The sequence below is a fragment of the Actinoplanes hulinensis genome, assembly GCF_019429605.1.
Classification (GTDB): domain Bacteria; phylum Actinomycetota; class Actinomycetes; order Mycobacteriales; family Micromonosporaceae; genus Actinoplanes; species Actinoplanes campanulatus.
Genome location: NZ_JAHXZI010000023.1, coordinates 39,275 through 65,334, shown reverse-complemented (window position 1 = coordinate 65,334; position 26,060 = coordinate 39,275). Strand labels below are relative to the sequence as shown.

Sequence of the window (26,060 nt, the reverse complement as noted above, 5' to 3'; positions counted from 1 at the left end):
AGATCAGTTGCCGGCCCAGATGAAGCCGAACGCGATGCCCAGCAGGGCGAGGGCCTCGATGACGGCGAAGCCGATCCAGACGTACGGCAGGGTCAGACGGGACGACTCGGGCTGACGGGCGGTCGCCTGGATGTAAGCCGAGAAGACCAGACCAACACCGATGCCGGGGCCGATCGCAGCGAGACCGTAACCGATGGCGGCGGTGCTGCCCTCAACGGCGGCGACAAGGTCCATTGCTAATTCCTCCTGGTATCTCGCGTGACTGTCACGCGGGACGACAACGGGGTGTTACTCGTTCGGTTCTTGCTCAGTGCTCGTCGGCGAGCGCGCCCTGGACGTAGCTCGCGGTCAGCACCGTGAAGACGTAGGCCTGGAGGCAGATCACCAGGAACTCGAGCATGGTCAGCGCGATGGTGAGAGCCCAGGAGAGCACCGATACGGGTGCCAGCCAGGCGTTCGCGCTGATCATCGCGAAGCCACCGAGCGTGAAGACGAGCAGCAGCATGTGACCGGCGAACATGTTGGCGAACAGACGGACGGCCAGCGAGAACGGCCGGACGATGAAGTTCGAGAACAGCTCGATCGGGATCAGCAGCGGCAGGATGAACCACGGCGCCGGCGGGACCAGGGCGTGCTTGAAGTACTTGAAGAACCCGTGGTGCCGGATGCCGACATAGATGAACATCACATAGCTGATCACCGCGAGAACCGCCGGGAAGGCGATGTGCGAGTTCGGTGACATCTGCACGAACGGCACGATGCCCCAGAAGTTGTTCAGCAGGATGAACATGAACAGCGTGGTGAGGTACGGCGCGAAGCGGACGCCGGCCGGGCCGATCATGTCGACCGCCACGTTGTTCCGCACGAAGCCGTAGACGCTCTCCGCGACCCACTGCCTCTTCGTCGGGACGAGCTGGGGCTTCCGGTACGCCGCCAGGAAGAACACGATCAGCAGGGCGACCGTGACCCAGACCAGCAGAGTGATCTTGGTGAACCAGTAATTGTCGTGAGCGCCCCACGGCAGGATGCTGGGCAGGTAGAAGTCCTCGACGCTCGGCGGGAACGGTACATCCGCTGCGAGGACGATCGACTGACCGGTCACCGTAGCCCTTTCCTGTCAGGCGCCGAGACGGCGCACGATGAGGTACACACCACCGGCGACGCCGAGAACCGCGCCGATGCCGGCGAAGATGCCCTCGGTTCCGGCGTAGTGGTCGACCAGCCAGCCGATCCCGCCCCACACGATGATGCCCGCGATGAGATAGGAGACCGCGGTCATGCCCATACCCGTGTCGGGGGGTGGGTCCGAACCGTTGTCACCGCGCGATTCGTGGGGAGGTTTCTGGCCGGTCATGACGGCCCGAACGATATCAGCAGGAAACACGAAGCTAAGCGGGACCCCCCGCACAACCGCAGTTGTCCAGGCGTCAGGAGTCTCGCAACTGTCTGGACACGGTACTCCTGTCGCGCCAAAACGGAACACGGCACGTACTCAGAGGTCACCGGATCGTGGCGGCTTGACCGTTTCCCACCACCCTGACCAGGGCCTTCGTGGTGCTCTAGATCACTTTCGCGGAGTCCGCCGGTACATCCACCAGGCCTGGACGCCGGTCCAGACCACGACCCCGGCGACGATCCCGTATCCGAGCGGCAGACGTCCCTGCCAGTCGGACGTCACCCCGAATGCCAGGATTATCCCTAACAGTGTGTATTTCACCACATAGGTAAGCAGCCCGAGCGGCATCAGCAAAGCCGGCCGCACGGTGTCCGCCCACGCGATCACCAGCGTGGACATGCTGTAGCTGACGGTCACGACCAGAACCCCGGCGGCCGCGCCCAGTGCGGCCTGCGGTCCGCCGTAGAGGAAACCGGCGGAGGCCGCGCAGAGCACCAGCGCCGCCGAGACCGCCGACAGGAACGGCAGGTGCTCCACCCGCCAGCGCGGATCCGCCGCCACCTGATTCACCACGACCTCCCTCGGCGCCCGCTCACCGAATTCCGGCTCGATGGGCGGCGCGCCACGCTACCACCCACGTCGCCTATCCGCCCCAAAACGCCCGTTCAGGTGGTCGTTAGGGAATTCTCACCGGGAATTCGCCAGCAATTCGGCGTCGAGTGGATAGGGCGGAAATGCGCCGACGATTTCCCCGACCTCGGCCGCCACATCGCGCAGCGCCGCCGCGCCGGCCCCGGTTTCCGGGTCGGCGGTCACGGCCCGGCCGATCAGACCGGCGATCCGCCGCATCTCGCCCTCCCGCATCCCCTGCGAGGTGACGCTCGGCGTCCCGATCCGGACACCGGAGGCCACGGCGGGACGCTCCGGGTCGTACGGAACCGCGTTCTTGTTGAGCGCGATGCCCGCATGGGCGCACCGCGCCTCGGCGTCCCGGCCGGTCACGCCCAGCTCGCGCAGGTCCAGAACGGCCAGGTGGGTGTCGGTGCCACCGGTGACCGGGCGCATCCCCTCGGAGGCGAGCCCGGCACAGAGTGCCCGCGCGTTGCGGACGGTCTGGTTCGCGTACCCCCGGAAGGCGGGCGTGCCCGCCTCGCGGAAGGCGACCGCCTTGGCCGCCACGGCGTGCATCATCGGGCCACCCTGCGCGAACGGGAAGACCGCCTTGTCGATCCGCTGGGCCAGCTCGGCCCGGCACAGGATCATGCCGCCGCGGGGACCGCGCAGCGCCTTGTGGGTGGTGCCGGTTACCACGTCGGCGAACGGCACCGGCGAGGGCAGCGCCCGCCCGGCCACAAGGCCGATGAAGTGCGCCGCGTCGACCAGCAGGTACGCGCCCACCTGGTCGGCGATCTCCCGGAACCGGGCGAAGTCGATCAGGCGGGGGTAGCTGGTGGCGCCGCAGATGATCAGCTTGGGCCGGTGCGCGAGGGCCAGGTCGCGGACCTCGTCGTAGTCGATCTCCTCGGTCTCCGGCGTCACCCGGTACGCGATCGGGTGGAACCACTTGCCGGAGAAGCTGGCCTTGCTGCCGTGGGTGAGATGCCCACCGTGCGGCAGCCCCATGGCCAGGACCACGTCGCCCGGCTCGGCCAGCGCGGCGTAGGCCGCCAGGTTCGCCGACGTGCCGGAGTGCGGCTGGACGTTGGCGTGCTCCGCCACGAACAGGTCCAGGGCCCGCTCCACGGCGAGCCGCTCGGCCCGGTCCACCTGCCCGCAGCCGCCGTAGTAGCGCTCCCCGGGGTAGCCCTCGGCGTACTTGTTGGCGAGTGTGGAGCCGAGTGCCGTGAGCACCGCCGGTGAGGTGAAGCTCTCGCTCGCGATCAGCTGGAGCGTGTCCCGCTGGCGGGCCACCTCTTCGACGAGCACGTCGGCGATCTCCGGATCCTCGCGCTCCAACGCCGCGAAGTCCGGCCCCCAGAAGGTGCTCACCCTGGCCTCCCGAGCTCGAGGAGCCTGCCGGTTCCGAGCATATTGCTTCGGAGGGTCACTTCGTGGGCACACTCAGCAGTCATGTTGTGCTTGGTCACCGGAGCCACCGGATACATCGGCGGACGGCTCGCTCCCCGGCTGCTCGACGCCGGGTACGACGTCCGCTGTCTCGCCCGCAACGCCCGCCGTCTCCGGGACGTCCCGTGGGCCGGCCGTGTGCGGGTCGCCGAGGCCGACCTGTCCGAACCGGCCACCCTGCCGGCCGCGTTCGAGGGCGTCGACGTGGCCTACTTCCTGGTCCACTCGCTCGGACGCCGGGACTTCGAGCGGCTCGACCGGGAGGCGGCCGGCAATTTCGCCGCGGCGGCGCGCGCGGCGGGCGTACGCCGGATCGTCTATCTCGGCGGCCCGGAGCCGCCCCTCCATGAGCGGCCCTCCGCGCACCTGCGCTCCCGGGCCGAGGTGGCCCGCATCCTGCTGGACAGCGGGGTGCCGACCGTCGTGCTGCGGGCACCGGTGATCATCGGCTCCGGGTCGGCGTCCTTCGAGATGCTGCGCCATCTCACCGAACGGCTTCCGGCGATGGTCACGCCCCGCTGGGTGAGCAACAGGATCCAGCCCATCGCGGTACGGGACGTGCTGCGCTACCTGATCGGCGCGGCGGCCCTCCCGCCGGAGGTCAGCCGCGGCTTCGACATCGGCGGCGCCGACGTGCTCACCTACGCCGAGATGATGCAGCGGTACGCCCGGGTGGCCGGGCTCCCCCGCCGGATCATCCTGCCCACCCGGGTGCTCAGCCCGTGGCTGTCCGCCCACTGGGTCGGCCTGATCACGCCGGTCCCGAACGCCATCGCCCGCCCACTGGTGGCCAGCCTCGTCCACGAGGCGGTGGCCCGCGACAACGACCTGGCCGCGCTGCTGCCGGGCCCCGAGCCGATGGGCTTCGACGAGGCGGTGCGCCGGGCCCTCGGCAAGATCCGCGACGCCGACGTGGAGACCCGCTGGTCCAGCGCCGCCGGCCGGGACGCCGCCGCCGAGCCGCTGCCCACCGACCCGGAGTGGTCCGGCGGCACCGTCTACGTCGACGAACGATCCCGCCCGGTGAACGCGCCACCCGACCGGCTGTGGCGGGTCATCGAGGGCGTCGGCGGCGAGAACGGCTGGTACTCGTTCCCACTGGCCTGGTCGGTGCGCGGCTGGCTGGACCGGCTGGCCGGCGGCGTCGGGCTGCGGCGCGGCCGGCGTGACCGGCACCGGCTCCGGGTCGGCGAGGCCCTGGACTGGTGGCGGGTCGAGGAGATCGAACCCGGCTCGCTGCTGCGGCTGCGCGCCGAGATGCGGGTGCCGGGGCGGGCCTGGCTGGAGATGCGGGTGTGCCACGGCGAGGACGGCCGGAGCGTCTACCGGCAGCGGGCCGTCTTCCTGCCGCGCGGGCTGGCCGGGCACCTCTACTGGGCGTCGGTGCTGCCCTTCCACGGCATCGTCTTCAACGGCATGGCCCGCAACATCACCCGGACCGCGGAGACACGCTAGGGCTCCCTATGCCGCCGCGCGGCTCAGGCGATCGCGTACGGCCAGCCAGTCCTCGGTCTGCGGCGGCTCCTGCACCAGGATCGTCGCGACTCCGGCGTCGTCCAGGCGGTGCAGGGCGGCGTACAGGTCGGCGGCGTACTCCCGCGGGTCGGCGGAGAGGACCTCGGTGCCGTCGGTCCCCTCGTACACCAGGGTGGCGATCGGCTCGGCCAGGCCGGACCGGTCCACGTCCCGGACGTCCTTGCACAGGATGGCCCGGGCGCGCGGCGCGTAGTGCCGCCGGCTCATGCCCGGCGAGGGCCGCGCCACGCCGTCCTCGGTCTCCGACTCCGGCAGGGCGATCGTCCCGGAGGCGTCCCGCAGGATCCGCAGGCCGAGAGCGCCCGGCCGGAGCAGTCGCGGCACGTCACCGGTCACGTCCAGGACCGTCGACTCGATGCCCCACGAGCACGTGCCGCCGTCGAGGACCAGCGGAACGTCCGGCAGGCTGCGGACCACGTGGCCGGCGGTGGTCGGCGAGATGCCCTCGGACCGGTTCGCGCTGGGCGCGGCCAGCGGCAGGCCGGAGGCTCGCAGCAGGTCGAGGGCGACCGGGTGGGCCGGGACCCGGACGGCGACGGTGTCGTTGGACGCGCCGATGCCGGGCAGGTGCGCGGCCCGCCGCACGACCAGGGTCAGCGGGCCGGGCCAGAACCGGCCGGCCAGCTCGTCCGCCCGGTCGGGCCACTCGTCGGTCAGCTCCCGGGCCGCGGCCAGGTCGGCGACATGCACGATCAGCGGGTTCCAGGTGGGACGGTTCTTCAGCCGGTAGATCTCGGCGACCGCCTTCTCGGAGAAGGCGTGGGCGCCGAGCCCGTAGACGGTCTCGGTGGGAAAGGCCACCACCGAGTCGGCGCGCAGGATCTCGACGGCCCGGCGCAGTCCCTCGGCGTCGGGCGCGACCAAGCCGCTCATGGGAGAAGCAGCGCGGCGAGCGGCATCGTGGTGTCCTCGATCTCGTCGGCCACCCGCTGGAAGGTCTGGTCGCCACGGCCCCACGGGTCGTCCAGGTCGTCGGCGGCCTGCGGCGCGTCCGGTCCGCGCAGCGTCGCCGCCTGCTCGACGATCGCGACACCACGGGCGTGCACCGCCTCCGGCTTCGCCTCGGCCGGCGGCAGCCCGGCGGCGTTGACCGCGCCGAGCAGGCGACCGAACTCGCCCAGTACGAAGGTGCGGTCGGCCGCCTCGGGACGCAGCGCCACCACATAGTCGAACTGGTCGGCGGTGGCCGTGAGGATCAGGTCGGCGTCGTCGATGAAGTCGCCGCGCAGCTTGCGGGCCAGGAAGTCCTCGTCGGTGCCGCGGCGGGCGCGGACCAGCCGGGCGGCCGGCGGGTTCATCTCCTCGCCCTCGTGCCAGCCGCCGGTGCCGGCGCTCACGCTGCGGATCAGCGTGCCGCCGTCGGCGTCGCCGGCACGGTCCCGGACCGCCCGGGCGAGCAGGCGCTCGGCCATCGGGGAGCGGCAGATGTTGCCCATGCAGACGTGCAGAACGGTGAACGGAGGCAAATCAGGCCTGCCCATCGATGATGTCCGGAACCACGTCACGAAGCTTCTCGAGCGGGATGGCGCCGGCCCGCAGCACCCGGGGCAGGTCGCCGGTGACGTCGACGATCGTGCTCGGCGCCGGGTCGGCGGCCGGGCCGGCCTCCAGGTAGACGCGAACCGTGTACTCCAGCTGGTCGCGGGCCTCCTCGGCGGTCAGCGGCGCGGGCGAGCCGATCTTGTTGCCCGCGGTGACCGCCATCGGGCCGACCTCGCGCAGCACCTCCAGCGCCACCGGGTGCAGCGGCATCCGCACCGCCACCTGGCCGCCGGTGTCGCCGAGATCCCACGTCAGGCTGGGCGAGTGCTCCACGATGATGGTGAGCGCGCCGGGCCAGAACGCGTCGGCCAGCTCCCGGGCCGCGCGGGGCAGCGAATACACCAGCCCGTCCAGGGTGTGCCGCGAGCCGACCAGCACCGGCGGCGGCACCCGGCGGTCCGAGCCGCGGGCGTGGTGCAGCTGGTTGACGGCGTGCGGGGCGAACGCGTCGGCGCCCACGCCGTAGACCGTGTCGGTGGGGATCACCACGAGCTCGCCGCTCTTGGCCGCCTCGACCGCGGCGGCGATGCCACGGTCCCGGTCCGTGACGGTGGAGCAGTCGTAGAGCATCACGGGATGCAGTCTGCCATGCGGTCAGCCGGTCTCCCACCGGCGGCGTGCGGTCGCGTAGCGGGGACGCTCGGTGAGATCGTCGTGCGCGGCGACCTCGGTGAAGCGGCCGTCGGCGCGCAGCAGCGCGGGCACCGCCTCCCCGTGCACGTCGTCGTGCTCGATCCCGACCGAGCCACCCGGCTTGAGCAGGGCCGCGGCCAGCTCGATCACCGGCCGGATCACGGTCAGCCCGTCGCCGCCGCCGAAGACCGCCTCGGCCGGGTCGTGACCGGCGACCTCCGGCGGGACCGGGGTGCCGTCCGGAACGTACGGCGGGTTGCACAGCAGCACGTCCACCGCACCGTGCAGTTCGGACAGCAGCCCCGGGTCGGTGACGTCCCCGGCCACCACCTCGATCACCGGATGGGCGGCGGTGTTGCGGCGCAGCCAGGTGAGCGCGGCCGGTGAGCGTTCCACGGCGATCACCCGGCCGGCCTTCGTCTCGTCGGCGATCGACACCGCGATCGCGCCGCTGCCGCTGCACAGGTCGACCACGACGGCGCCCGGGTCGGTTCGGGCCACCCCCCAGCCGGCCAGCAGCTCGGTCTCCGGCCGCGGCACGAAGACGCCGTCCCCGACCGCCAGCTCCACGTACCGGAACGCGGCCGTGCCGAGCAGATGCTGCAACGGGATCCGGCGGGCCCGCCGCGTGACCAGCTCCCGGAACCGGTCCACCTCCGCGGCCCGGATCGAGTCGATCAGCAGCAGGCGCCCGCGCGGCACCCCCAGCACGTGCGCGACCAGCAGCTCCGCGTCGACCCGTGGGGAGGAGACCCCGGCCGCCGCGAGGTCGGCGGTGGCCGCGGTCAGGACCGGCGCCAGACGGGTCCGATCCGTGCCTTCGCGGGGGTGTTCGTGTCGCGGTGTCACGGCATAATCATGGGACGTCGCGCACGCGGGGTAGCGGGCGACCCGCCGAGGCCGTGGGAGGCGCCTGGTGAGTTGGTTGGACCAGCTCGCGGAACACGTCGAGGACCTGCGCCGCGCGGGACACCTGCAGCAGAACGGGCAGTCCGCGCAGGCGCTGCCGATCCTCGACGCGGTGCTCTCCTCCGCCTCCGACCCCACCACCCGGGCGTACGCGCTGGTCCAGCGTTTCGGCGCGCTGATCAACCTGGGCCGGGTGGCCGAGCTGGCGGTCGCGATGGCCGCCGTCGCCGAGGCGGTCCGCGAGGTGCCCGACCCCTATCTGCGCGGCCAGATGCACGCCTTCGCGGCCCTCGGCGCCCACCTCCAGAGCAACCTGGACCGCGGCGTCACCCACCTGGTGCAGGCGTCGCGGGCGCTGGCCGCCGTCCCGGAACGCGACTCGGAGACCGCCTGGGGCTGGCACGATCTCGCCATGGCGTACTCGTACCTGGGCTTCCACGGCCAGGCGCTGATCGCCATCGAGCAGGCCCGGGAGGTCGGCGCGGCGGCCGGCCTGGCCTCCGAGGTGTTCGCGGCTCCCGGTATCCGGCTGCGCAACGCCGTGGCGCTGGACCATCAGGGCGACACCGACGGTTGCCTGCGGGTGCTGCGCGACATCGACGCCGAGCTGTCCCGCTACGTCGCCACCGACCAGCTGCGCCCGGGCAGCCGGGCGGTCTACGGCTACGCGCTGGCCCGCCGCGCCGCCCTGGGCGAGCCGACAGGCGCCGACGCCGCCCGCTGGCTGACCGGCGGCGGCGACAGCGTCCGGACCCGGGACCTGCGGCATCTCGGCGCGGTCTGCCTGACCATCGCGGGCGGGCGGCCGGAGCGGGCGCTGTCCATGCTCCGGGCGGTGCCGGTCTCGGCCGAGGTGCTGGGCGCGCCCGAGCCGGCCCGGTTGCGCAGCATCTGCCACGCCAGCGCCGGCGACCACGCCGCCGCGCACGCCGCCGACCGGTACGCGTTCCGCCTCGCCGCCCAGCGCATCGACCAGCTCCGCGACGGCTATCTGGACGGTGTCGCCGCCCGGCTGGACGCCCAGGAGACCCACCGCGACCCCGGCCGGTACGGCGACGAGACCCTGACCGACCCGCTCACCGGGCTGCCCAACCGCCGCCAGCTGGAGCGGTATGTCGACACCCTGCTGTCCCGCGGCGAACGGGCCGCGGTCGGTGTCTGCGACGTGGTCGGGTTCACCTCGGTCAACATGCGTCACGGCCGGCACTGCGGCGACCTGGTCCTCCAGCGGATCGCCGGGGTGCTGCACCGGGTGATGCGCCGCGGCGACTTCGTGGCCCGCTTCGCCGGCGACGAGTTCGTGCTGGTCCTGCCGGGGGCCGGCCCGCACCAGGCAGCCGAGGTGTCCCGCCGGATCGGCGCGGCCGCGACCGCGGAGAACTGGCAGGCCCTGGTCCCGGGCACGCCGATCGGGCTGGCCTCGGGCTGGTCCGAGATCGGCTCCCACGGCCGTGGCCTGAGCGCCGCGCTGGCGGCCGCCGCGGCGAGCCGGAAGCCGACGTGACCGTGATCGAGCTGGGCGACGTCAGCAGGATTCCGGCCGAGCCGCCGGAACCGGAGCCGGCGCCCGAATTCCGGCGGGGCACGGTCCGCCGTCTCGTGCTGACCGGCCTCACCCTGCTCTGTGCCGCGCTGCTGAGCGCCTCGGTGCCGCCCGGCCCGGCCGGGTTCCGCCGGCTGTGGTCGGTCCCGTTCGGCCAGGCGGACACCATGGCGATCCGCGGCGACCTCGCCTACGTGCACCGCGCCCATGCCGACGGCGCCCGGCTCACGGCGTACGACGTGGCCACCGGCGAGGTCCGATGGACACGGCTCACCGGTACTCAGGTGAGCTGGCTGAGCGGCGGGCAGAACGAGGAGGTGCTGCTCATCCCGGGCGACGAGCAGACCGCCGAGGTCGAGTTCGAGGACGGCAGCCGCGGTGTGGAGGTCTTCGGCGGCACGGTGACCGCCCTGGACCCGGTGACCGGCGAGCGGCTGTGGAAGCATCCCGGCTTCCAGGAGTGGGCCGACACCAAGGGCACGATCCTGCTGTACGAGCACGACCGGGACGGCCTGACCGTGGTGCGGGTGGTCCGGGCCCGGTCCGGCGAGCTGCTCTGGGAGCGCCGCCTGGAGGAGGCGCAGACCGCGATGCTCCAGGTCGACGGGTCGACGCCGGCGCACGTGGTGCTGGCGGCGCCGGACGGGCGGATGACCGTGCTGCGCTATTCCGACGGCGCCACCGTGGTGAGCCGCCGGGTGCCGTGGGTGCCGCTGCAGCCGTCCACCGGCCGGGGCAGCTCGCTCTCGACGGCAACCGGGATGGTGCTGGTCAGCGACAACCTCGCACAGCATCACGCCAAGGTCACCGCGTACCGGGTGGGCACCCTGGAGAAGCTGTGGGAGCGGGAGGCCGACGAGAGCCCGTACGTGCAGGACTGTGGCCTGGTGCTCTGCCTCGGCGACGGCACGAACGTCATCGCCCTCGACCCGGCCACCGGCGCCGAGCGCTGGCGCCGGCCCGGCCAGGTGAACATGGGTGTCCTGCCCGGCGGCGACCGCATGCTGGTGAGCGGCTCGGCGGAGGACTCCCAGCAGACGATCCTGAGTTCGGTGGACGGCCGGGAGCTCGGCACCGGCGGCCGCGGCCACGTGCTGCACCACAACCAGGAGGAGAACAGCATGCTGCTCTCCCGGGCGCTGCCGCCGGACTACAACCGGGCCGTGCTGCGCCGGCTCGACCTGGTCACCGGCCGGTCCGTGGTGCTCGGCATCATCCCGATCAGCCGGGACGGCTTCTGTGACGGCGACGGCCGCTACATCGGCTGCCGCGACGGGAACGACATCACGTTCACTGCCGTCGGCTGAGGTCCGGGTCCCCGGCCAGGCGGGCCGCCCGGTCGGAGGCCGCCAGCGCGTCCAGCACGCCGTCCAGCTCACCGCCGAGGACCAGGTCCAGGTTGTACGCCGTGTAGCCGATCCGGTGGTCGGTGATCCGGTTCTGCGGGAAGTTGTAGGTGCGCACCCGCTCGGACCGGTCGACCGTACGGACCTGTGCCTTGCGGGCGTCACCGGCCGCGGCGTCGGCCGCCTCCTGGGCCTGCGCCAGCAGCCGGGACCGCAGGATGCGCATCGCCGACTCCTTGTTCTGGAGCTGGCTCTTCTCGTTCTGGCAGCTCACCACGGTGCCGGTGGGCAGGTGCGTGATCCGGACGGCGGAGTCGGTGGTGTTGACCGACTGCCCACCCGGGCCGGACGACCGGTAGACGTCGATCCGCAGGTCACCGGCCTGGATGTCGATGTCGACCTCCTCGGCCTCGGGCAGCACCAGCACGCCGGCCGCCGAGGTGTGGATGCGGCCCTGCGACTCGGTGACCGGGACCCGCTGCACCCGGTGCACGCCGCCCTCCCACTTCATCCGGGACCAGACGCCGTGGCCGCCCTCCGGCACGCCCCGGGTCTTCACCGCGACCGAGATGTCCTTCACACCGCCGAGGTCCGACTCCTGCGAGTCGATCACCTCGACCACCCAGCCGCGGCGTTCCGCGTACCGGGTGTACATGCGCAGCAGATCGCCGGCGAACAGCGCCGACTCCTGGCCGCCCTCGCCCGCCTTGATCTCGACGATCACGTCCTTGGCGTCGCTCGGGTCGCGCGGGATCAGCATCTCGCCGAGCTTCTCCTCCAGCGCGGGCAGCGTGGCGGCGACCGCCTCGACCTCGGAGGCGAACCCCGGGTCCTCGGCGGCCAGCTCCTTCGCGGCGACCAGGTCGGCGCGTGCGGCCTCCAGCTCCTGGTGCGCGGCGTTCAGCGGGGCCAGCTCGGCGAACCGGCGGCCGATCCGCCGGACCAGCGCCTGGTCGGTGTGGATCGAGGGATCCTCCATCCGCCGCTCCAGGTCCGCGTACTCGGCGAGAAGCGTGCTCAAACGGTCGTTGCTCATCGAATCTCTCCAAGTCGTCAGAAGAAGCGGACCACACGCGAACGGCGCCCGCCCCGGAAACCGGGACGGGCGCCGTTGAAGCAGTTACTTCTTCTTCGCGGCAGTGACCTTGGCGTACTTCGCCTGGAACTTCGCGACCCGGCCCGCGGTGTCGAGGACGCGCTGCTTGCCGGTGTAGAACGGGTGGCAGGCGCTGCAGGTCTCGACGCGGATCTCGCCGCCCTTGGCGGTGCTGCGGGTGGTGAAGGTGCTGCCGCAGGAGCAGACGACCTCGGTGGTCGAGTACTCGGGGTGGATGCCGCTCTTCATGTCTTCTCGGTCCCTCTCGATGATCGGGTCGCCGGGTCGCCCCACTGATGTGGACAAGGCGTGAACCGGAACCCCTACTGGCCGATGTACCAGTCTGCCATGCCTCCCGTACCGGCCGGAAATCAGGAGGCGCAAGCGGATTCATGCTGGTTAACGTGAGCGTCCCTCCGTTCATTCCACTCCCCCGGGAAGGCACCCCATGACGCTGCTCCACGACGTCCTCGATCCGGTCGAACTGACCGAGGCGATCGGAAACGGACTGATCCGGACGCAGCGCCATCCCAGCCTGCCGTTCGTGATCTACAACTACACCGAGGCCTGCCAGTACGGCGGCGCCTGGACGCCGATCACGCTGGCCTGCCGCGGCCTGGTGGTGGACGCCGGTGGCCGGATCGTGGCCCGGCCGTTCCGCAAGTTCTTCAACCACGACCAGGCGCAGGCTCCGGCGCTCGACCCGGGCGCCCGGGTCACGGTGACGGACAAGGCCGACGGCAGCCTCGGTGTGATCTATCACGACGGCTCCGGCTACGCCGTCGCCACGCGTGGGTCCTTCGCGTCGGATCAGGCACTGCACGCCACAGACCTTCTGCGTACGCGGTACGCGTCCTTCGTACCCCCGGCGGGTTTGACCGTGCTTGTCGAGATCATCTATCCGGGCAACCGGATCGTCGTGGACTATCGGGGCCTCGACGACCTGGTGCTCCTCGGGGCGGTCGACATCGCCACCGGCCGCAGCTTCGGCCCGGAGGCGGTGCCGGGCTGGCCGGGCCCGGTGGTCGAGACGTTCGGTTATGCGACGCTGACCGAAGCGCTGGCCGCTCCGCCGCGCGACGGCCAGGAAGGCCTGGTCGTGCACTTCACCGACGCCGACCAGCGGGTGAAGATCAAGTACGCGGACTACGTCCGGCTGCACCGCCTGGTCACCGGGCTCACCCCGCGCAGCGTGTGGGAGCTGCTGGTCACCGGCGGCGACCTGGACGCCATGCTGGAGCCGCTGCCGGACGAGTTCCACGTGTGGGCGCGGGGCGTCGTGACGGAACTCACCGCGGAGGTCGAGGCACGGGCGGCCGCGGTCGAGGCCGCCTTCGACGAGATCGTCGCCGGGCTGCCGGAGGGCTGGGGCCGCCGGGAGTTCGCGATCGAGGCGGTGCGCAGTGGGCACCGCGCCGAGCTGTTCCTCCGGCTGGACGGCAAGGATTACCGTCCCGGCCTGTGGCAGCGGGTCCGGCCGGCCGGTTGAGGGGTAACTGGGGATGACACGACTTCTGATCACGCGCGGCCTGCCGGCCTCCGGCAAGACGACGTTCGCGCGCAAGCTCCAGCCCGGCGTGGTCCGGGTGAACCGTGACGACCTGCGCCGCATGCTGCACGGCGGCCGGCTCTACACGCAGGTGGCCGAGGGCCAGGTCACGCACGCCCAGCGGTCCGCCGTGGAGGCGCTGCTGCGGGCCCGGGCCAGCGTGATCGTCGACGACACGAACCTGCGCGCCAAGACGGTCCGCGAGTGGGCCGAGATGGCGGCCCGGTTCGAGGCGTCGTTCGAGGTGCACGACTTCACCGACGTGCCGGTCGGCGAGTGCGTCCGGCGTGACGCCGAGCGTCCCGAGGGCGACCGGGTCGGCGAGGACGCGATCCGTCGCCTGCACGACCGCTATCTGGCCGGGAAGAACCTGCCGCTGCCGGTCCCGTTCGTCGAGCGGGGCGGGCCGGGGGTGGTCTACCGGCCCGATCCGGAGCTGCCCGAGGCGGTGCTGGTCGACATCGACGGGACGGTGGCGCTGATGAACGGCCGCAGCCCGTACGACTGGCGCCGGGTCGGCGAGGACGAGCCCAACCAGGCGGTGATCGCCGCGGTCCGGGCGATGCACGCCGCGGGGCACGCGATCGTCTTCTGCTCCGGGCGGGACGCGGTGTGCCGCCCGGAGACCGAGGCCTGGCTGGACCTGTACGTCGGGGTGCCGTACGAGGCGTTGTTCATGCGTGCCGAGGGCGACAGCCGGAAGGACTCGATCGTCAAGCGGGAGATCTTCGACCGTGAGGTCAGGGAGCGCTGGCGGATCGTCGGAGTGTTCGACGACCGTCAACAGGTGGTACGCATGTGGCGGCAGCTCGGCCTGACCGTGTTCCAGGTGGCGGAGGGAGATTTCTAGGGTGAAATACCCGCGGACATTCCATCTGCCCGGCTCACCGGGAGCGACCGCCGACGACCGGATTCAGCATGATCTGTCCTGGTTGGATGGCGAGCTCGTGGTGACCGAGAAAATGGACGGCGGGAACCTCACCTTCACCCGGGACACCATGTTCGCCCGCTCGCTCGACTCCGGCACCCACCCGTGGGACCGTCCGGCGAAGGCGCTGTGGGCCATGACGGCGTACCGGATACCCGACGACTGGCGCGTCTGCGGTGAGTCCATGTGGGCCCGCCGCAGCGTCGCCTACACCGATCTGCCCGGTGTCTTCCTGGTCTTCGGGATCTGGGACGAGACGGACACACTGCTCGGCTGGGACGACACCGTCGACTGGGCCCGCCGCCTGGAGCTGCCTGTCGTCCCGGTCCTCTACCGGGGCGGCAGTCTCTCCGAGGCCCGTGCCGCCTGGGCCGCCCAGCGCACCGAGGACGACTCGGAGGGCTTCGTGGTCCGCGCCACCGGCCGCATCCCGGCGTCCGAGTTCGATCACCGGGTCCTGAAGTGGGTCCGCCCCGGCCACGTCCGTACGCCCGCCTCCTGGCGTCACCGCGACGACTTCCCGGTCAACGAGTTCGCGTAGATCCGGCCGGCCCTCAGAGCTGTCTCGACGCCGTTCAGACAGCCCTCACGACCAGCCGCGGTGGTCATCCCCGGTACGGGCACCGCGAACCGTGGCGGGCCAGGTCGGCGGCCTCGTCGTCCAGGTAGAAGGCCGGCCGCTCGTCGAACTCGTCGTAGTAGCGGTGGAAGACCGGGGTGATGCCGCCGGAGATGGGCGGGACGATCCAGCTCCAGTCGGCGGGGACGCGGCGCCCGGCCTTCTCCTCGTTGCGCAGGTGGGTGATGAAGCGCTGCGACTCGGTGTGGTGGTCGCTCATCTTGACCCCGGCGCGCTCGAAACTGTGCAGGACGGCCCGGTTCAGCTCGACCAGCGCCCGGTCCCGCCACAGCGTCGACTCCCGGCTGGTGTCCAGGCCCATCCGCGCGGCGACCACCGGCAGCAGGTTGTAGCGGTCGGCGTCGGCGAGGTTCCGCGCGCCGATCTCCGAGCCCATGTACCAGCCGTTGAACGGGGCGAGCGGATAGTGCACGCCGCCGACCGTGAGCCGCATGTTGGAGATCGCCGGTACGGCGTGCCAGCGCAGCCCCAGCTCGGCGAACCACGGATGGTCGGGGTGGCTGAGCGGCACCTCCCGGATGGCGCGCTCGGGCAGCTCGTAGAGGCGCACCCCGTCCCCGGGCGTCTCGATGACCAGCGGCAGCACGTCGAACGCCTCGTCCTTGCCCTGCCAGCCGTAGCCACGAACGGCCTCGGTGAACTCGACCATCCGCGGGTCGCCGACCGTGCCGCCGGCCTCGGTCCGGTACCCGGCGTAGCGGATGAGCTGCTCGTTCCAGATCCGGGCGTGCTGCTGGCCGGGCTGGGCCGGGGCGAAGACACTGATCACCGGGCGGATCTGCCCGCTCCCGGCGGCCTGGAGGTGCTGCACCAGCAGCGAGTAGATCTCGTCGGCGGTACGGGCGCGCCGGCGGTCCAGCACCAGGAGGCTGCGCCAGTAGAGCCGCCCGATGCACCGGCTGGCGTTGCGCCAGGCCATCTTCGCGCCGTGGGCCAGCTCGTCCGTGGTGTGCACGTAGCTCCCGGTCGCGGCGATCTGCGCCCGGACGATGGCGAGTCGCGGTTCGACCGGTCCGAGGCGTGGGTTCTCGGTGTAGCAGCGCCGTAGGAAGTCCTCCGCCTCGCCGGGATCCACGGGCGAACTCGGATCCCAGGGTTCCGCCGGTTGGTCCCGGTAACCGGGCACGATCATCGAGCGCCTCCGGATCGTCGTGGGATGGGGATACCGGAGGTTCGCACGACCCCGTAGCGGGCGAATCAGACAAGGTGTGCGACAAAAGCGGAGCGGCCCACCCGATTGGGTGGGCCGCGTCACATTTGCGCTGTGATGCTCGTTCGCGACGGTGGAGACCGACGTGTCTGACTTGCGCTAGTCGGCACTCACGGTAGGTCGCGAACAAGCATCATTACTCGCCAGGCGTCGACTTGGCGATCTGCATCAGGAACTCGATGTTGGTCCGGGTCTGCTTGAGCCGGTCCATCAGGAGGTCCAGAGCCGCGCCGGACTCCAGCGAGCTGAGCACCTTGCGGAGCTTGTGGATGATCGCCAGCTCCTCCTTGCCCAGCAGGATCTCTTCCTTACGGGTGCTGGAGGCGGAGACGTCCACGGCCGGGAAGACCCGCTTGTCGGCGATCTTCCGGTCCAGCTTGAGCTCGGCGTTACCGGTGCCCTTGAACTCCTCGAAGATGACCGTGTCCATCATCGACCCGGTCTCCACCAGCGCGGTGGCGAGAATGGTCAGCGAACCGCCGTTCTCGATGTTGCGCGCCGCGCCGAGGAACCGCTTCGGCGGGTAGAGCGCGGTCGAGTCGATACCACCCGACATGATCCGGCCGGAAGCCGGAGCGGCCAGGTTGTACGACCGGCCGAGCCGGGTCACCGAGTCGAGCAGCACGACCACGTCGTGACCCAGCTCGACCAGCCGCTTGGCCCGCTCGATGGCGAGCTCCGCGACCGTGGTGTGGTCCTGCGGCGGACGGTCGAACGTGGCCGCGATGACCTCGCCCTTCACCGTGCGCTGCATGTCGGTGACCTCTTCGGGCCGCTCGTCCACGAGCACGACCATCAGGTGGCACTCGGGGTTGTTGCGGGTGATCGCGTTGGCCAGCGCCTGCAGGACCATCGTCTTACCGGCCTTCGGCGGGGAGACGATGAGCGCGCGCTGGCCCTTACCGATCGGCATCACCAGGTCGATGATGCGGGTGGTGAGGATGTGCGGCTCGGTCTCCAGCCGCAGGCGCTCCTGCGGGTAGAGCGGGGTGAGCTTGTAGAACTCGGGACGGCGGCGTGCCTCGTCCGGCTCCATCCCGTTGATGGTGTCGAGCCGGACCAGCGGGTTGTACTTGTCCCGCCGCTGTGCGTCGTTGCCACCCTCACGCGGGGCGGAGCGAACCGCACCGGTGACCGCGTCACCGCGGCGAAGACCGTACTTCTTGACCTGCGACATCGAGACATAGACGTCGTTCGGCCCGGAGAGGTAGCCGGTGGTGCGGACGAACGCGTAGTTGTCCAGCACGTCCAGGATGCCGGCCACCGGGACGAGCACCTCGTCCTCGGCCACGTGCGGCTCCCGGCCCTCCCGCTGGCCGCGGTCGTCACGCTGGTCGCCGTCACGGTCCCGGCCGCGGCGGCGGTCCCGGAAACGGCTGCGCCGGCTCCGGCGGCCACCCTCCTCGCTGTCGTCGTCATCGTGACCCTGGTCGCCACGACCCTGGTCGCCACGACCCTGGTCGCCACGACCCTGGTCACCGCGACCCTGGTCACCACGACCCTGGTCACCGCGACCCTCGGCACGCTGACCACGGTCGTTGCCGCGGTCCTCGCGCTGCTGGTTGTCACGCTGGCCGTCACGCTGGTTGCGCTGCCGGTCCCGGTTGCGCTCACCGCGCTCCGGCCGGTCGCCGCGCTCGGGACGCTCGGTGGTCTCGACCGCGGGCGCGGGCGCCTCGGCCGGGGCCGGAGCGGCCTCCACGGCCGCCGCCTCCGGCTCGCGCGGGGCGGTTTCCCGGGGCTCCCGGGAAGCACGCTCACGGCGGCTCCGGGTGGGACGCTCGGCCGGAGCAGACTCAGCGGGTGCGGCTGCGGTTTTGGGCGCCTCGACCGGAGCGGCCTGGGCCGGGGCCGGCTGCGCGGGGGCGGCGACAGCCTCGGCGCTGTTGGTACGCGGGCGCGGGGCCGGCTCGGCGGCGGGCGTCCCGCCGCTCTGGCGCTCGGTGATCGCGGCGATCAGCTCGCCCTTGCGCATCCGGGCGGTGCCGGAGATGCCGAGGGAGGCGGCGAGGCTCTGCAACTCGGGCAGCAGCATCGCGGACAGCCCGGTGCCGCCCCGGCGACGCTTCGTAGCGGTCGCGGTGGTGCCGGCGCCGTCAGCGACGTCAGAAACACCCGACGTCACGTCGGTGGTGTCGCTCAATGGATTCCTTCCGTCGGAAAAAGCCCGAGTCCACCCGGAACTGCAGCCTGGGCCGGGTGCCCTCGGAACCCGCTTCGCAACAGCGGCGCGGGAGTTAGTGCAGCACGGCAGCTCGACCGGTATCCCTGCCCGTCAGGGCTTGACGGGTAGGTCTCGGCGAGTGCAGCGATCTATGGATGCTGCCCGGCGTTTGCCTTGATGAGAGTTGAGAAAGGCCGTAGGCCAGAAACCTCGGGGGTGCGCCGAACCGCAGAGATCGCTTGCTTCGCGGCTGTGCTAGGTCTTGAGCGTAGTCAACTCGTGCGACCTGCGGCAACAGGACCCCGCTCGGCGTGTTCCACCATACCCCCTTTCACACGAGCACCGGCGTCATCCACGCCCAGCACTTCGCCGTGCCAGTGCGCACCCGGCGCGAAATCGGCCGGGACCTGGGTCAACGCGAGCACGGTCGGGCCGGCTCCGCTGACCACGGCGGCCACCCCGGCCGCCCGGAGGGCCGCCACCAGGGACGCCGTTCCCGGCATCCCCGGAGCGCGGTAGTCCTGATGCAGCCGGTCCTCGGTGGCCGGGAACAGCAGGGACGGATCCGTGGTGAGCGCGTGGGTGAGCAGGGCGGCCCGCCCCGCGTTGAACGACGCGTCGTGGTGCGGGACCTCCGGCGGCAGCGCGGCGCGCGCGGACGCCGTAAACCCCAACTCGGAGGGGATGAAAACGGTGGGGCGCACACCGGCGGCCGGGGTCAGTGTGACGGCACGGGCGCCGTCCGGCTCGGTCCACGCGACGGTGAAGCCGCCGAGCAGGCAGGGCGCCACGTTGTCCGGGTGGCCCTCGAGACGGGCCGCGATCCGCAGCGCAGCCGCGTCGTCGATCAGCTCGAGACCGCCTCTGATCAGGCCGCGGGCCAGCTGCACGCCGCCCACGATGGCCGCCGAGGAGCTGCCCATGCCACGGGCCTGCGGGATCCGGTTGACGCACTCGACGGCGACACCCGGCGGCCGCTCGCCGGCCTCGTCGAAGGTCGCCAGCATGGCCCGGACCACCAGGTGGTCGGGGCCGGTCGGCAACTCGCCCGCGCCCTCGCCGTACACCGTGACCGTGTAGGAGTCGCCGGTTACCCGGGCGGTCAGGTCGTCGTACAGCGTCAGCGCCAGGCCCAGGGCGTCGAAGCCGGGGCCGAGGTTGGCGCTGGTCGCCGGCGTGCTGACGGAGACCGGTTCGGTGACGAAGGACAAACCCATCGCCACATGCTAGGCGTTGATCATTTCGGGGGAGGCTCACGGTCCCGGTGATCGGCGAATGTCGGCTCGGTGGACGGGCGGAGCCGGCGGGTGGCCAGCCGCCATCCGATCGCATAGGTGAGGGTGATCGACGCGCACCCCGCGATGATCCACTGCTGGTCGACACGGTCGATGACGGCGCCCGCGGCCAGCTGGCTCACCGCGATGGCGACCGTCGCCAGCATCATGTCGGTGGCGAAGACGCGGCCGCGCAACTCGTCGGGCACCTCACCCTGGAGCGCGAAGTTGGACAGCACCCAGTTGCTGCCGCCGGCGAAATGCGCCACGAAGACCAGCGCCAGCGTGAGCGGGAACCACGGCGCGAAGGCGACACCCAGGTAGCCGACGCCGTAAAGGCCCATGGACAGGGCCAGACCGGGCAGCAGCCAGGACGGGCGGGTCAGCACCGGGCGCATCACCAGCGGCCCGATCAGGGCGCCCAGGCCGCGCAGCGCGAACAGCAGGCCGGTGCCCAGCGCCCCGGCCCCGTGCGCCGCCGCGATCAACGGGAACACGGTCAGCACCCCGTTGCCGAGGCCGACCGCCGACTTCACCGTCACGAGAGCCCGCAGGCGGGGGCGCAGGGCGATGTGTCGCAGCGACTCGAGCAGGGCGGTCAGGGCCCGGGCCGGCTCGCCGTCGCCGCTGCGCGGCGCCTGCATCGGACGCCGGATCAGGCCGGTCAGCAGGCTTCCGGTGAGCAGGAGGACGGCGGTCACGGCAAAGCAGGCGTACGGGCTGAAGACGCTGCTCACCACGCCACCGAGGGACGCGCCCACCACGGTCATGGTGCCCCACGCGGAGCCGGCGATGGTGTTCGCGGCCGGCAGGTCGGCGGGGTCCACCAGGTTGGGCAGTGCGGCCGACGCGGCCGGGGAGTAGAACGCCTTCGACACCGCGATGGCCCCGACCGCCACCAGTGCGAGCGGGGCGGTCGCCGCGGAACGCACCGCGAACAGCAGCAGCACCGACAGGAAGGCCGCGGCGTTCGCGAGGATCAGGATCCGGCGGCGGTCCACCCGGTCGGCGACCGTGCCGGTGAAGGGCAGCAGCAGCGCCAGGATGCCGGTGTCCACGGCCAGCACCAGAGCGCCCAGCAGGCCACCGCCGGTCAGCTCCGGCAGCAGCACGAGCAGCGGCACCATGACGAACCAGTCCGCCCCGAAGACCACCAGCTCAGCGGCGAACAGCCGGCGGAAGTCACGGTTGCGGGTAAGGACCGAGAAGTCTGCTGGCACGTACCGAAGTGTAGATACGCCGATGCCCGGCCGCGGTGGGCCGGGCATCGGTTCGGATCTCGCCTACTCGGCCGGGTTCGCCGGCTTCCGCGGCATCTTCAGCACCTCGAACTGGTCGGTCAGACCGCGCAGCGCGGACTTCCCACCCGACTCCGGGGCCTCGTGCGCGCCGCCGCTGGAGTCCGGCGCCACACCGGCCGGCACCAGGTCGTCGACGGGCTTGTCGGCGGCGTGCTTCGGCTCACCGGCGGCCTGTCCCTTGAGCAGCCGCTTCGCCTGCCGCTTGGCCCGGCTCTTCTCCTTCCGGTTCTCCACCATGGTGTAGAGGGTCGGCACCAGGATCAGGGTCAGCAGGGTCGAGCTGACCAGGCCGCCGATCACCACGATGGCCAGCGGCTGGGAGATGAAGCCGCCCTCGCCGGTGAGGCCCAGGGCCATCGGGATGAGCGCGAAGATGGTGGCGATCGCGGTCATCAGGATCGGGCGCAGCCGGTGCCGGCCACCCTCGATCACCGCCTCCTGCACGCCGTACCCGGCGGCCCGGTAGTGGTTGATCAGGTCCATCAGCACGATGGCGTTGGTCACCACGATGCCGACCAGCATGAGCACACCGATCAGGGCCGGCACGCCGAGCGCGGTGCCGGTGATCAGCAGCAGGATGATCGCGCCGGTCGCCGCGAACGGGATGGACACCAGCAGGATCACCGGCTGGATCAGGCTCCGGAAGGTGGCCACCATGATCACGAAGACGATCGCGATGGCGGCGAGCACGGCCAGGCCGAGCTGCCCGAACGCCTCCTCCTGGTCGGCGCTGACGCCACCGACGGCCCACTCGGCGCCGGCCGGCAGGTCGAGCTCCTCCAGCGCGGTGGTCAGGTCCTGGTTGATCTGGGTGAGGTTGTCGCCGGTGACCGCGCCGGTCACGGTGACGGTACGGCTGCCGTCCACCCGGTTGATCTCGACCGCGCCGTCCACCTGCTTGACGTCGGCGACCTGGTCCAGCGGGACCACGCCGCGCGGGGTGGTGAGCGGAACGGCACGCAGTGCCGCCGTGTCGGCGGGCGCCGTGCCGAACGAGATCACCACGTCCTGGGTGGTGCCGTCGACGTTGATCTGGCCGGCCGGGGCGGACCGGAACAGCGCCGCCACGTTCTGGGCGACCTGCGCCTCGGTGAGGCCCACCTGCGCGGCGGCCTTACGGTCCACCACCACGTCGAGACGCGGCACGCTCTCGGCGAGCGAGGTGTCGACGTCGGCGACCCCGGCCACCCCCGTCATCGCCGTACGGACCTGCTCGGTGGCCGTGGTCAGGGCCTCGTTGTCGGGGGCGGTCACCGAGACCGACAGCTGGCTGCTGCCGAGGCCGGAGCCCTCCTGACCGATCTTGATCTCACCGGCGCCGGACAGCCCGTCGAACTTCTTGTCCAGCTCGTCGGAGATCTCCGGAGCGTCCGCGTCCTCCTCCAGCGCCACGTTGTAGGTGGCGGTGCCGGCGCCGCCACCACCCGCGAACGGGTTGGCGGAGCTGCCGCCGACGGTCACCTGGTACGTCTTGACGCCGTCCTGGTCGGCGAGGATCGCCTCGACCTGCTTGGCCGCCGCGTCGGTGGCCGCCAGGCTGGTGCCGGCCGGCATCTCCTGGCTGATCGTGATGCTGTCCTGCCCCGACTCGTCGAGGAAGTTGGTCTCCAGCCGGGTGCTCAGGGCGAACGTGCCGATCAGCACCGCGATGCCGATCAGCACCGTGGTCCAGCGCTTCGTGGTGGCGAACCGGATCACCGGCAGGTAACCACGCTGGAGCGGGCTGCGCAGCTCCTTCTCCTCGGCGGCCTTGCGGATCGCCTCGGTGTCGGCGCCGGCCGGCGGCGGCTTGAGGAACCAGAACGCCAGCACCGGCACGATCGTCAGCGACACCACGAGGGAGGCCAGCAGGGCCACCGTCACGGTGATCGCGAAGGACGAGAAGATCTGCCCGACCAGGCCGCCCACCAGGGCGATCGGCGCGAACACGGCGACCGTGGTGAGGGTCGACGCGACCACCGCGCCGGCCACCTCACGAACCGCCGTGAGGATGGCGTGGACCTTCTCCTCGCCGTACTCGAGATGGCGTTTGATGTTCTCCAGGACGACGATCGAGTCGTCCACCACCCGGCCGATCGCGATGGTCAGCGCGCCCAGGGTGAGCAGGTTGAGAGTGTAGTCGCCGACCCAGAGCGCGATCAGCGCGATCAGTACGGACAGCGGGATGGACACCGCGGTCACCAGGGTGGACCGGACGCTCATCAGGAAGATCAGGATGACCACGACCGCCATCAGCAGGCCGAGCAGGCCCTCGGTGGTGAGGCTCTCGATCGAGCGCTCCACGTACGGCGCCTGGTCGGTGATGACGGTCAGCGTCGCGCCGGACGCCTTCTCCAGGTCGAGCAGCATGTCCCGGACCTCGTGCGAGATGTCCACCGGGTTGCCGTCCGGCCGCGCGGTGACCGCGATGCCGAGGCTGTTCACCCCGTCGGTCCGGGTGTACGACTCCGCGGGCGGCAGCTTGCTCTCCACGGCGGCCACGTCACCGAGCCGCACCGGCCCGCGCGAGCCGGTCAGGTAGACGTCCTTGAGCTGGTCGACGGTGGTGATCGGGGTGCCCACCTGCACGGTCAGCGACTTGTCGCCCTCGACCACGGTGCCGGCCGGGATGGAGACGCCGTTGGCCTGGAGGACCGTGGTGAGCGAGGCGGGGCCGACCCCGGCTGCGCCCATCTTCGCCATGTCCGGAGTGATCACCACTTCCAGGGCGCGGGCGCCGGTGACCTGGGTGTCGCGGACACCCTCGATGCCGTTGAGCTCGGGCACCACGGTCTCGTTGAGCGCGGCGAGCAGCTCGGCCTCGTCCTTGTCACCGGACGACGCGGCCAGCACGATCGCCGGGATGTCGTCGGTGCCGCCCGCGAAGACGGTCGGGTCGACGTTCTCCGGCAGCTGCTGCTGGATCCGGTTCACCGAGGTGGTGACCTGGTTGACGGCGGACTCGATGTCCGTGCCGAACTCGAAGAGCACGACCACGCTGGACACGTTCTCGCGCGAGGTCGAGGTCACGCTGTCGATGCCGTCGATGCCCTTGACCGCGTCCTCGATCGGCTTGGTCACCTGTTCCTCGACCGCTTCCGGCGAGGCTCCGGGCAGGACCGCGCTCACGAACGCGGCGGGCAGCTCGATCGAGGGGAAGAGCTGCTGCTTGAGGGACGGGATGGCGTAGAGCCCGAAGCCGCTGATCACGATTGCGATCAGGGCGACGAGACCTCGGTTGGCAAGGCTAAGCCGTGTCAGTGCTGACATGGGGGCTCCCCCGGAAAGGTTCGGTCGATACTGATAGTTTGCATGACGCGAACAAATGGTTTTCGCCGGGGTTCCACTGGTACCGTCCGAGGTCGGACGGGCCCGCACCGGCCATCAGCACGTCACACGAGGAGCACGCGGTGGGCGAGAAGGAACAGCTCATCGCGGACATCATGGGCGCGCAGATCCGGATGGAGCACCTGTTCGCCGGAGATCGGTCGGATCCGCTCTTCTCCTCGCACCTGACCATGTCGCAGCTGAAGATCATGCTGCTGCTGGCCCGGCACGGCACGATCGCCGGCGGCGAGCTGGCCCGGATGGTCGGTGTGGGAGCGGCCGCACTCAGCGGCATGATCGACCGGCTGGTCGTGCAGGAGCTGGTCACGCGCACGGAGGACGTGCACGATCGGCGGGTTCGCCGGATCGGGCTGACCAGGGCGGGCACCGAGCTCATCGATGGCATCATCACGGCGGGCGCCGCGAAACAGCGCGAGCTCCTCAGCCGTCTCTCAGCCGAGGAGCTCGCGATCGTCGCTCAAGCCATGGAGCTGCTGCTCCGGGAGGCCGCCGCGTGCCTGCCCCCGGAGCCTGCGGATTAGGCCAGGTCCAGCGCCTTCGCCGCGATCAGCGCGTCGTTCGCGATGACGGTCGGCGACGGGGCGGTGGAGATCGCCCACTCCGGGTCCTTCAGGCCGTGCCCGGTCACCGTGCAGACCACCCGGGAGCCGGCCGGGATCTTCCCGGCCTCCGCCTGCTGGAGCAGACCGGCCACGCTGGCCGCGCTGCCCAGTTCGACGAAGACACCCACCTCGCGGGCCAGCAGGCGGTACGCGTTCAGGATGTCCCGGTCGGTGACCGCCGAGATCAGGCCGCCCGAGGAGTCCCGTGCGTCCAGCGCCTTGGTCCAGCTGGCCGGGTTCCCGATCCGGATCGCGGTGGCGATGGTCGACGGGTGCTCGACCACCTTGCCGTTCACGATCGGCGCGGCGCCGGAGGCCTGGAATCCGTACATCTTCGGCAGCCGGGTGCTGTTCCCGGCCGCCCGGTCCTCCTGGTAGCCCATCCAGTAGGCGGAGATGTTGCCGGCGTTGCCGACCGGCAGGCAGTGGATGTCCGGCGCGTCACCGAGCGCCTCGACGATCTCGAAGGCGGCCGTCTTCTGGCCGTGCAGCCGGAAGATGTTCACCGAGTTGACCAGCGCGACCGGGTAGTCCAGGGACAGTTTCGAGGCGAGCGCCAGGCAGTCGTCGAAGTTGCCGTCCACCTGGAGCAGCCGGGCGCCGTGCACGAGCGCCTGGGCCAGCTTGCCCAGCGCGATCTTGCCCTGCGGCACGAGCACCGCGCAGGTGATGCCGGCGCGGGCCGCGTACGCCGCGGCGGAGGCGCTGGTGTTGCCGGTCGAGGCGCAGATGATCGCCTTGGCGCCCTCCTCGACGGCCTTCGACACGGCCATCGTCATGCCCCGGTCCTTGAACGAACCGGTCGGGTTGGCGCCCTCCACCTTGAGGTAGACGTCGGCGCCCGTGCGCTGGGACAGCACCGGCGCCGGCACCAGCGGGGTGTTCCCCTCGTGCAACGAGACCACCGGGGTGGCGTCGGTGACCGGCAGCCGGTCCCGGTACGCCTCGATCAAGCCCCGCCACATGGCCGTACTCCTCACTCGCGTGTCAATCTTCG

The 26,060-nt window shown here is 71.3% G+C and carries 24 protein-coding genes; 7 read left to right on the top strand and 17 right to left on the bottom strand.

From position 1 onward, the window contains the following. Positions 1–3: 3 nt before the first annotated feature. The 5 genes from KZ829_RS34960 to glyA all read right to left on the bottom strand — a co-directional run bounded on the left by KZ829_RS34960 (position 4) and on the right by glyA (position 3,385). The gene (locus KZ829_RS34960) at positions 4–234 is read right to left on the bottom strand and encodes an ATP synthase F0 subunit C (protein WP_220148121.1); all 231 of its coding nucleotides are present in this window, start codon (positions 232–234) and stop codon (positions 4–6) included. 73 nt (positions 235–307) lie between these two features. Beyond that, positions 308–1,102 (bottom strand): F0F1 ATP synthase subunit A, encoded by a 795-nt coding sequence (gene atpB, locus KZ829_RS34955; protein ID WP_220148120.1) that lies wholly within the window; start codon positions 1,100–1,102, stop codon positions 308–310. A gap of 15 nt (positions 1,103–1,117) precedes the next feature. Further along, positions 1,118–1,279 carry an AtpZ/AtpI family protein gene (locus KZ829_RS34950; RefSeq protein WP_246636787.1) on the bottom strand — a complete coding sequence of 54 codons (162 nt, stop codon included), beginning with the start codon at positions 1,277–1,279 and terminating at the stop codon, positions 1,118–1,120. Between the two features lie 285 nt (positions 1,280–1,564). Then, on the bottom strand, positions 1,565–1,966 hold the full coding sequence (locus KZ829_RS34945; protein WP_372453962.1) for a hypothetical protein: 402 nt from the start codon (positions 1,964–1,966) through the stop codon (positions 1,565–1,567). A 117-nt stretch (positions 1,967–2,083) separates the two neighbouring features. Continuing rightward, positions 2,084–3,385 (bottom strand): serine hydroxymethyltransferase, encoded by a 1,302-nt coding sequence (glyA, locus tag KZ829_RS34940; RefSeq protein WP_220148117.1) that lies wholly within the window; start codon positions 3,383–3,385, stop codon positions 2,084–2,086. An 81-nt stretch (positions 3,386–3,466) separates the two neighbouring features. Between glyA and KZ829_RS34935 the strand changes: the two genes are divergently transcribed. Next, positions 3,467–4,918: an SDR family oxidoreductase gene (locus KZ829_RS34935; RefSeq protein ID WP_220148116.1), complete on the top strand. Its 1,452-nt coding sequence runs from the start codon at positions 3,467–3,469 to the stop codon at positions 4,916–4,918. 6 nt (positions 4,919–4,924) lie between these two features. On the opposite strand, the gene KZ829_RS34930 is transcribed toward KZ829_RS34935, so the two are convergent. From KZ829_RS34930 to prmC, 4 genes are read right to left on the bottom strand one after another with little or no spacing between them, the layout of a single operon-like run. Further along, positions 4,925–5,872: an L-threonylcarbamoyladenylate synthase gene (locus tag KZ829_RS34930; protein ID WP_220148115.1), complete on the bottom strand. Its 948-nt coding sequence runs from the start codon at positions 5,870–5,872 to the stop codon at positions 4,925–4,927. Beyond that, positions 5,869–6,465, bottom strand: coding sequence for an arsenate reductase/protein-tyrosine-phosphatase family protein (locus KZ829_RS34925; RefSeq protein ID WP_220148114.1), 597 nt, complete (start codon positions 6,463–6,465; stop codon positions 5,869–5,871). The genes KZ829_RS34930 and KZ829_RS34925 overlap by 4 nt, the downstream gene beginning before the upstream one ends. Position 6,466: 1 nt before the next feature. After that, complete coding sequence (locus KZ829_RS34920) at positions 6,467–7,111, bottom strand: L-threonylcarbamoyladenylate synthase (RefSeq protein WP_208465696.1); 645 nt, start codon at positions 7,109–7,111, stop codon at positions 6,467–6,469. A gap of 24 nt (positions 7,112–7,135) precedes the next feature. Next, positions 7,136–8,023, bottom strand: a complete 888-nt coding sequence (prmC, locus tag KZ829_RS34915; RefSeq protein WP_220148113.1) for a peptide chain release factor N(5)-glutamine methyltransferase — start codon at positions 8,021–8,023, stop codon at positions 7,136–7,138. A 67-nt stretch (positions 8,024–8,090) separates the two neighbouring features. Here prmC and KZ829_RS34910 point away from each other — a divergent pair, with 67 nt between their 5' ends. Next, positions 8,091–9,587 (top strand): GGDEF domain-containing protein, encoded by a 1,497-nt coding sequence (locus KZ829_RS34910; protein ID WP_183216808.1) that lies wholly within the window; start codon positions 8,091–8,093, stop codon positions 9,585–9,587. Beyond that, complete coding sequence (locus tag KZ829_RS34905; protein ID WP_220148112.1) at positions 9,584–10,933, top strand: outer membrane protein assembly factor BamB family protein; 1,350 nt, start codon at positions 9,584–9,586, stop codon at positions 10,931–10,933. Before KZ829_RS34910 ends, KZ829_RS34905 begins: the two co-directional genes overlap by 4 nt. On the opposite strand, the gene prfA is transcribed toward KZ829_RS34905, so the two are convergent. Both prfA and rpmE read right to left on the bottom strand, forming a co-directional pair. Further along, positions 10,917–12,008, bottom strand: coding sequence for a peptide chain release factor 1 (gene prfA, locus KZ829_RS34900; protein ID WP_220148111.1), 1,092 nt, complete (start codon positions 12,006–12,008; stop codon positions 10,917–10,919). The two genes, KZ829_RS34905 and prfA, sit on opposite strands and share 17 nt — an antisense overlap. A gap of 84 nt (positions 12,009–12,092) precedes the next feature. Further along, complete coding sequence (rpmE, locus tag KZ829_RS34895; protein ID WP_183217236.1) at positions 12,093–12,317, bottom strand: 50S ribosomal protein L31; 225 nt, start codon at positions 12,315–12,317, stop codon at positions 12,093–12,095. A gap of 199 nt (positions 12,318–12,516) precedes the next feature. On the opposite strand from rpmE, the gene KZ829_RS34890 reads away from it, so the two are divergent. The 3 genes from KZ829_RS34890 to KZ829_RS34880 all read left to right on the top strand — a co-directional run bounded on the left by KZ829_RS34890 (position 12,517) and on the right by KZ829_RS34880 (position 15,086). Next, positions 12,517–13,557 (top strand): RNA ligase, encoded by a 1,041-nt coding sequence (locus tag KZ829_RS34890; RefSeq protein WP_220148110.1) that lies wholly within the window; start codon positions 12,517–12,519, stop codon positions 13,555–13,557. Between the two features lie 13 nt (positions 13,558–13,570). Continuing rightward, complete coding sequence (locus KZ829_RS34885; RefSeq protein ID WP_220148109.1) at positions 13,571–14,467, top strand: phosphatase domain-containing protein; 897 nt, start codon at positions 13,571–13,573, stop codon at positions 14,465–14,467. A 100-nt stretch (positions 14,468–14,567) separates the two neighbouring features. Then, complete coding sequence (locus KZ829_RS34880) at positions 14,568–15,086, top strand: RNA ligase family protein (RefSeq protein ID WP_308285787.1); 519 nt, start codon at positions 14,568–14,570, stop codon at positions 15,084–15,086. Positions 15,087–15,150: 64 nt separating this feature from the next. Here KZ829_RS34880 and KZ829_RS34875 read toward each other — a convergent pair whose 3' ends face one another. The 5 genes from KZ829_RS34875 to KZ829_RS34855 form a co-directional block, all read right to left on the bottom strand. Then, positions 15,151–16,317 (bottom strand): nitric oxide synthase oxygenase, encoded by a 1,167-nt coding sequence (locus tag KZ829_RS34875; RefSeq protein WP_220148107.1) that lies wholly within the window; start codon positions 16,315–16,317, stop codon positions 15,151–15,153. A gap of 214 nt (positions 16,318–16,531) precedes the next feature. Beyond that, positions 16,532–18,538 (bottom strand): transcription termination factor Rho, encoded by a 2,007-nt coding sequence (gene rho / locus KZ829_RS34870; RefSeq protein ID WP_220148106.1) that lies wholly within the window; start codon positions 18,536–18,538, stop codon positions 16,532–16,534. A 293-nt stretch (positions 18,539–18,831) separates the two neighbouring features. Then, positions 18,832–19,776: a homoserine kinase gene (gene thrB, locus KZ829_RS34865; protein ID WP_220148105.1), complete on the bottom strand. Its 945-nt coding sequence runs from the start codon at positions 19,774–19,776 to the stop codon at positions 18,832–18,834. 20 nt (positions 19,777–19,796) lie between these two features. Beyond that, a complete protein-coding gene (locus KZ829_RS34860; protein ID WP_220148104.1) occupies positions 19,797–21,053 on the bottom strand; it encodes an MFS transporter in 1,257 nt (418 codons plus the stop codon). A 63-nt stretch (positions 21,054–21,116) separates the two neighbouring features. Then, positions 21,117–24,383, bottom strand: a complete 3,267-nt coding sequence (locus KZ829_RS34855) for an efflux RND transporter permease subunit (RefSeq protein WP_220148103.1) — start codon at positions 24,381–24,383, stop codon at positions 21,117–21,119. A 140-nt stretch (positions 24,384–24,523) separates the two neighbouring features. On the opposite strand from KZ829_RS34855, the gene KZ829_RS34850 reads away from it, so the two are divergent. Beyond that, complete coding sequence (locus KZ829_RS34850; protein ID WP_220148102.1) at positions 24,524–24,982, top strand: MarR family winged helix-turn-helix transcriptional regulator; 459 nt, start codon at positions 24,524–24,526, stop codon at positions 24,980–24,982. On the opposite strand, the gene thrC is transcribed toward KZ829_RS34850, so the two are convergent. Continuing rightward, the gene (thrC, locus tag KZ829_RS34845) at positions 24,979–26,028 is read right to left on the bottom strand and encodes a threonine synthase (protein WP_220148101.1); all 1,050 of its coding nucleotides are present in this window, start codon (positions 26,026–26,028) and stop codon (positions 24,979–24,981) included. The two genes, KZ829_RS34850 and thrC, sit on opposite strands and share 4 nt — an antisense overlap. Positions 26,029–26,060 lie beyond the last annotated feature (32 nt).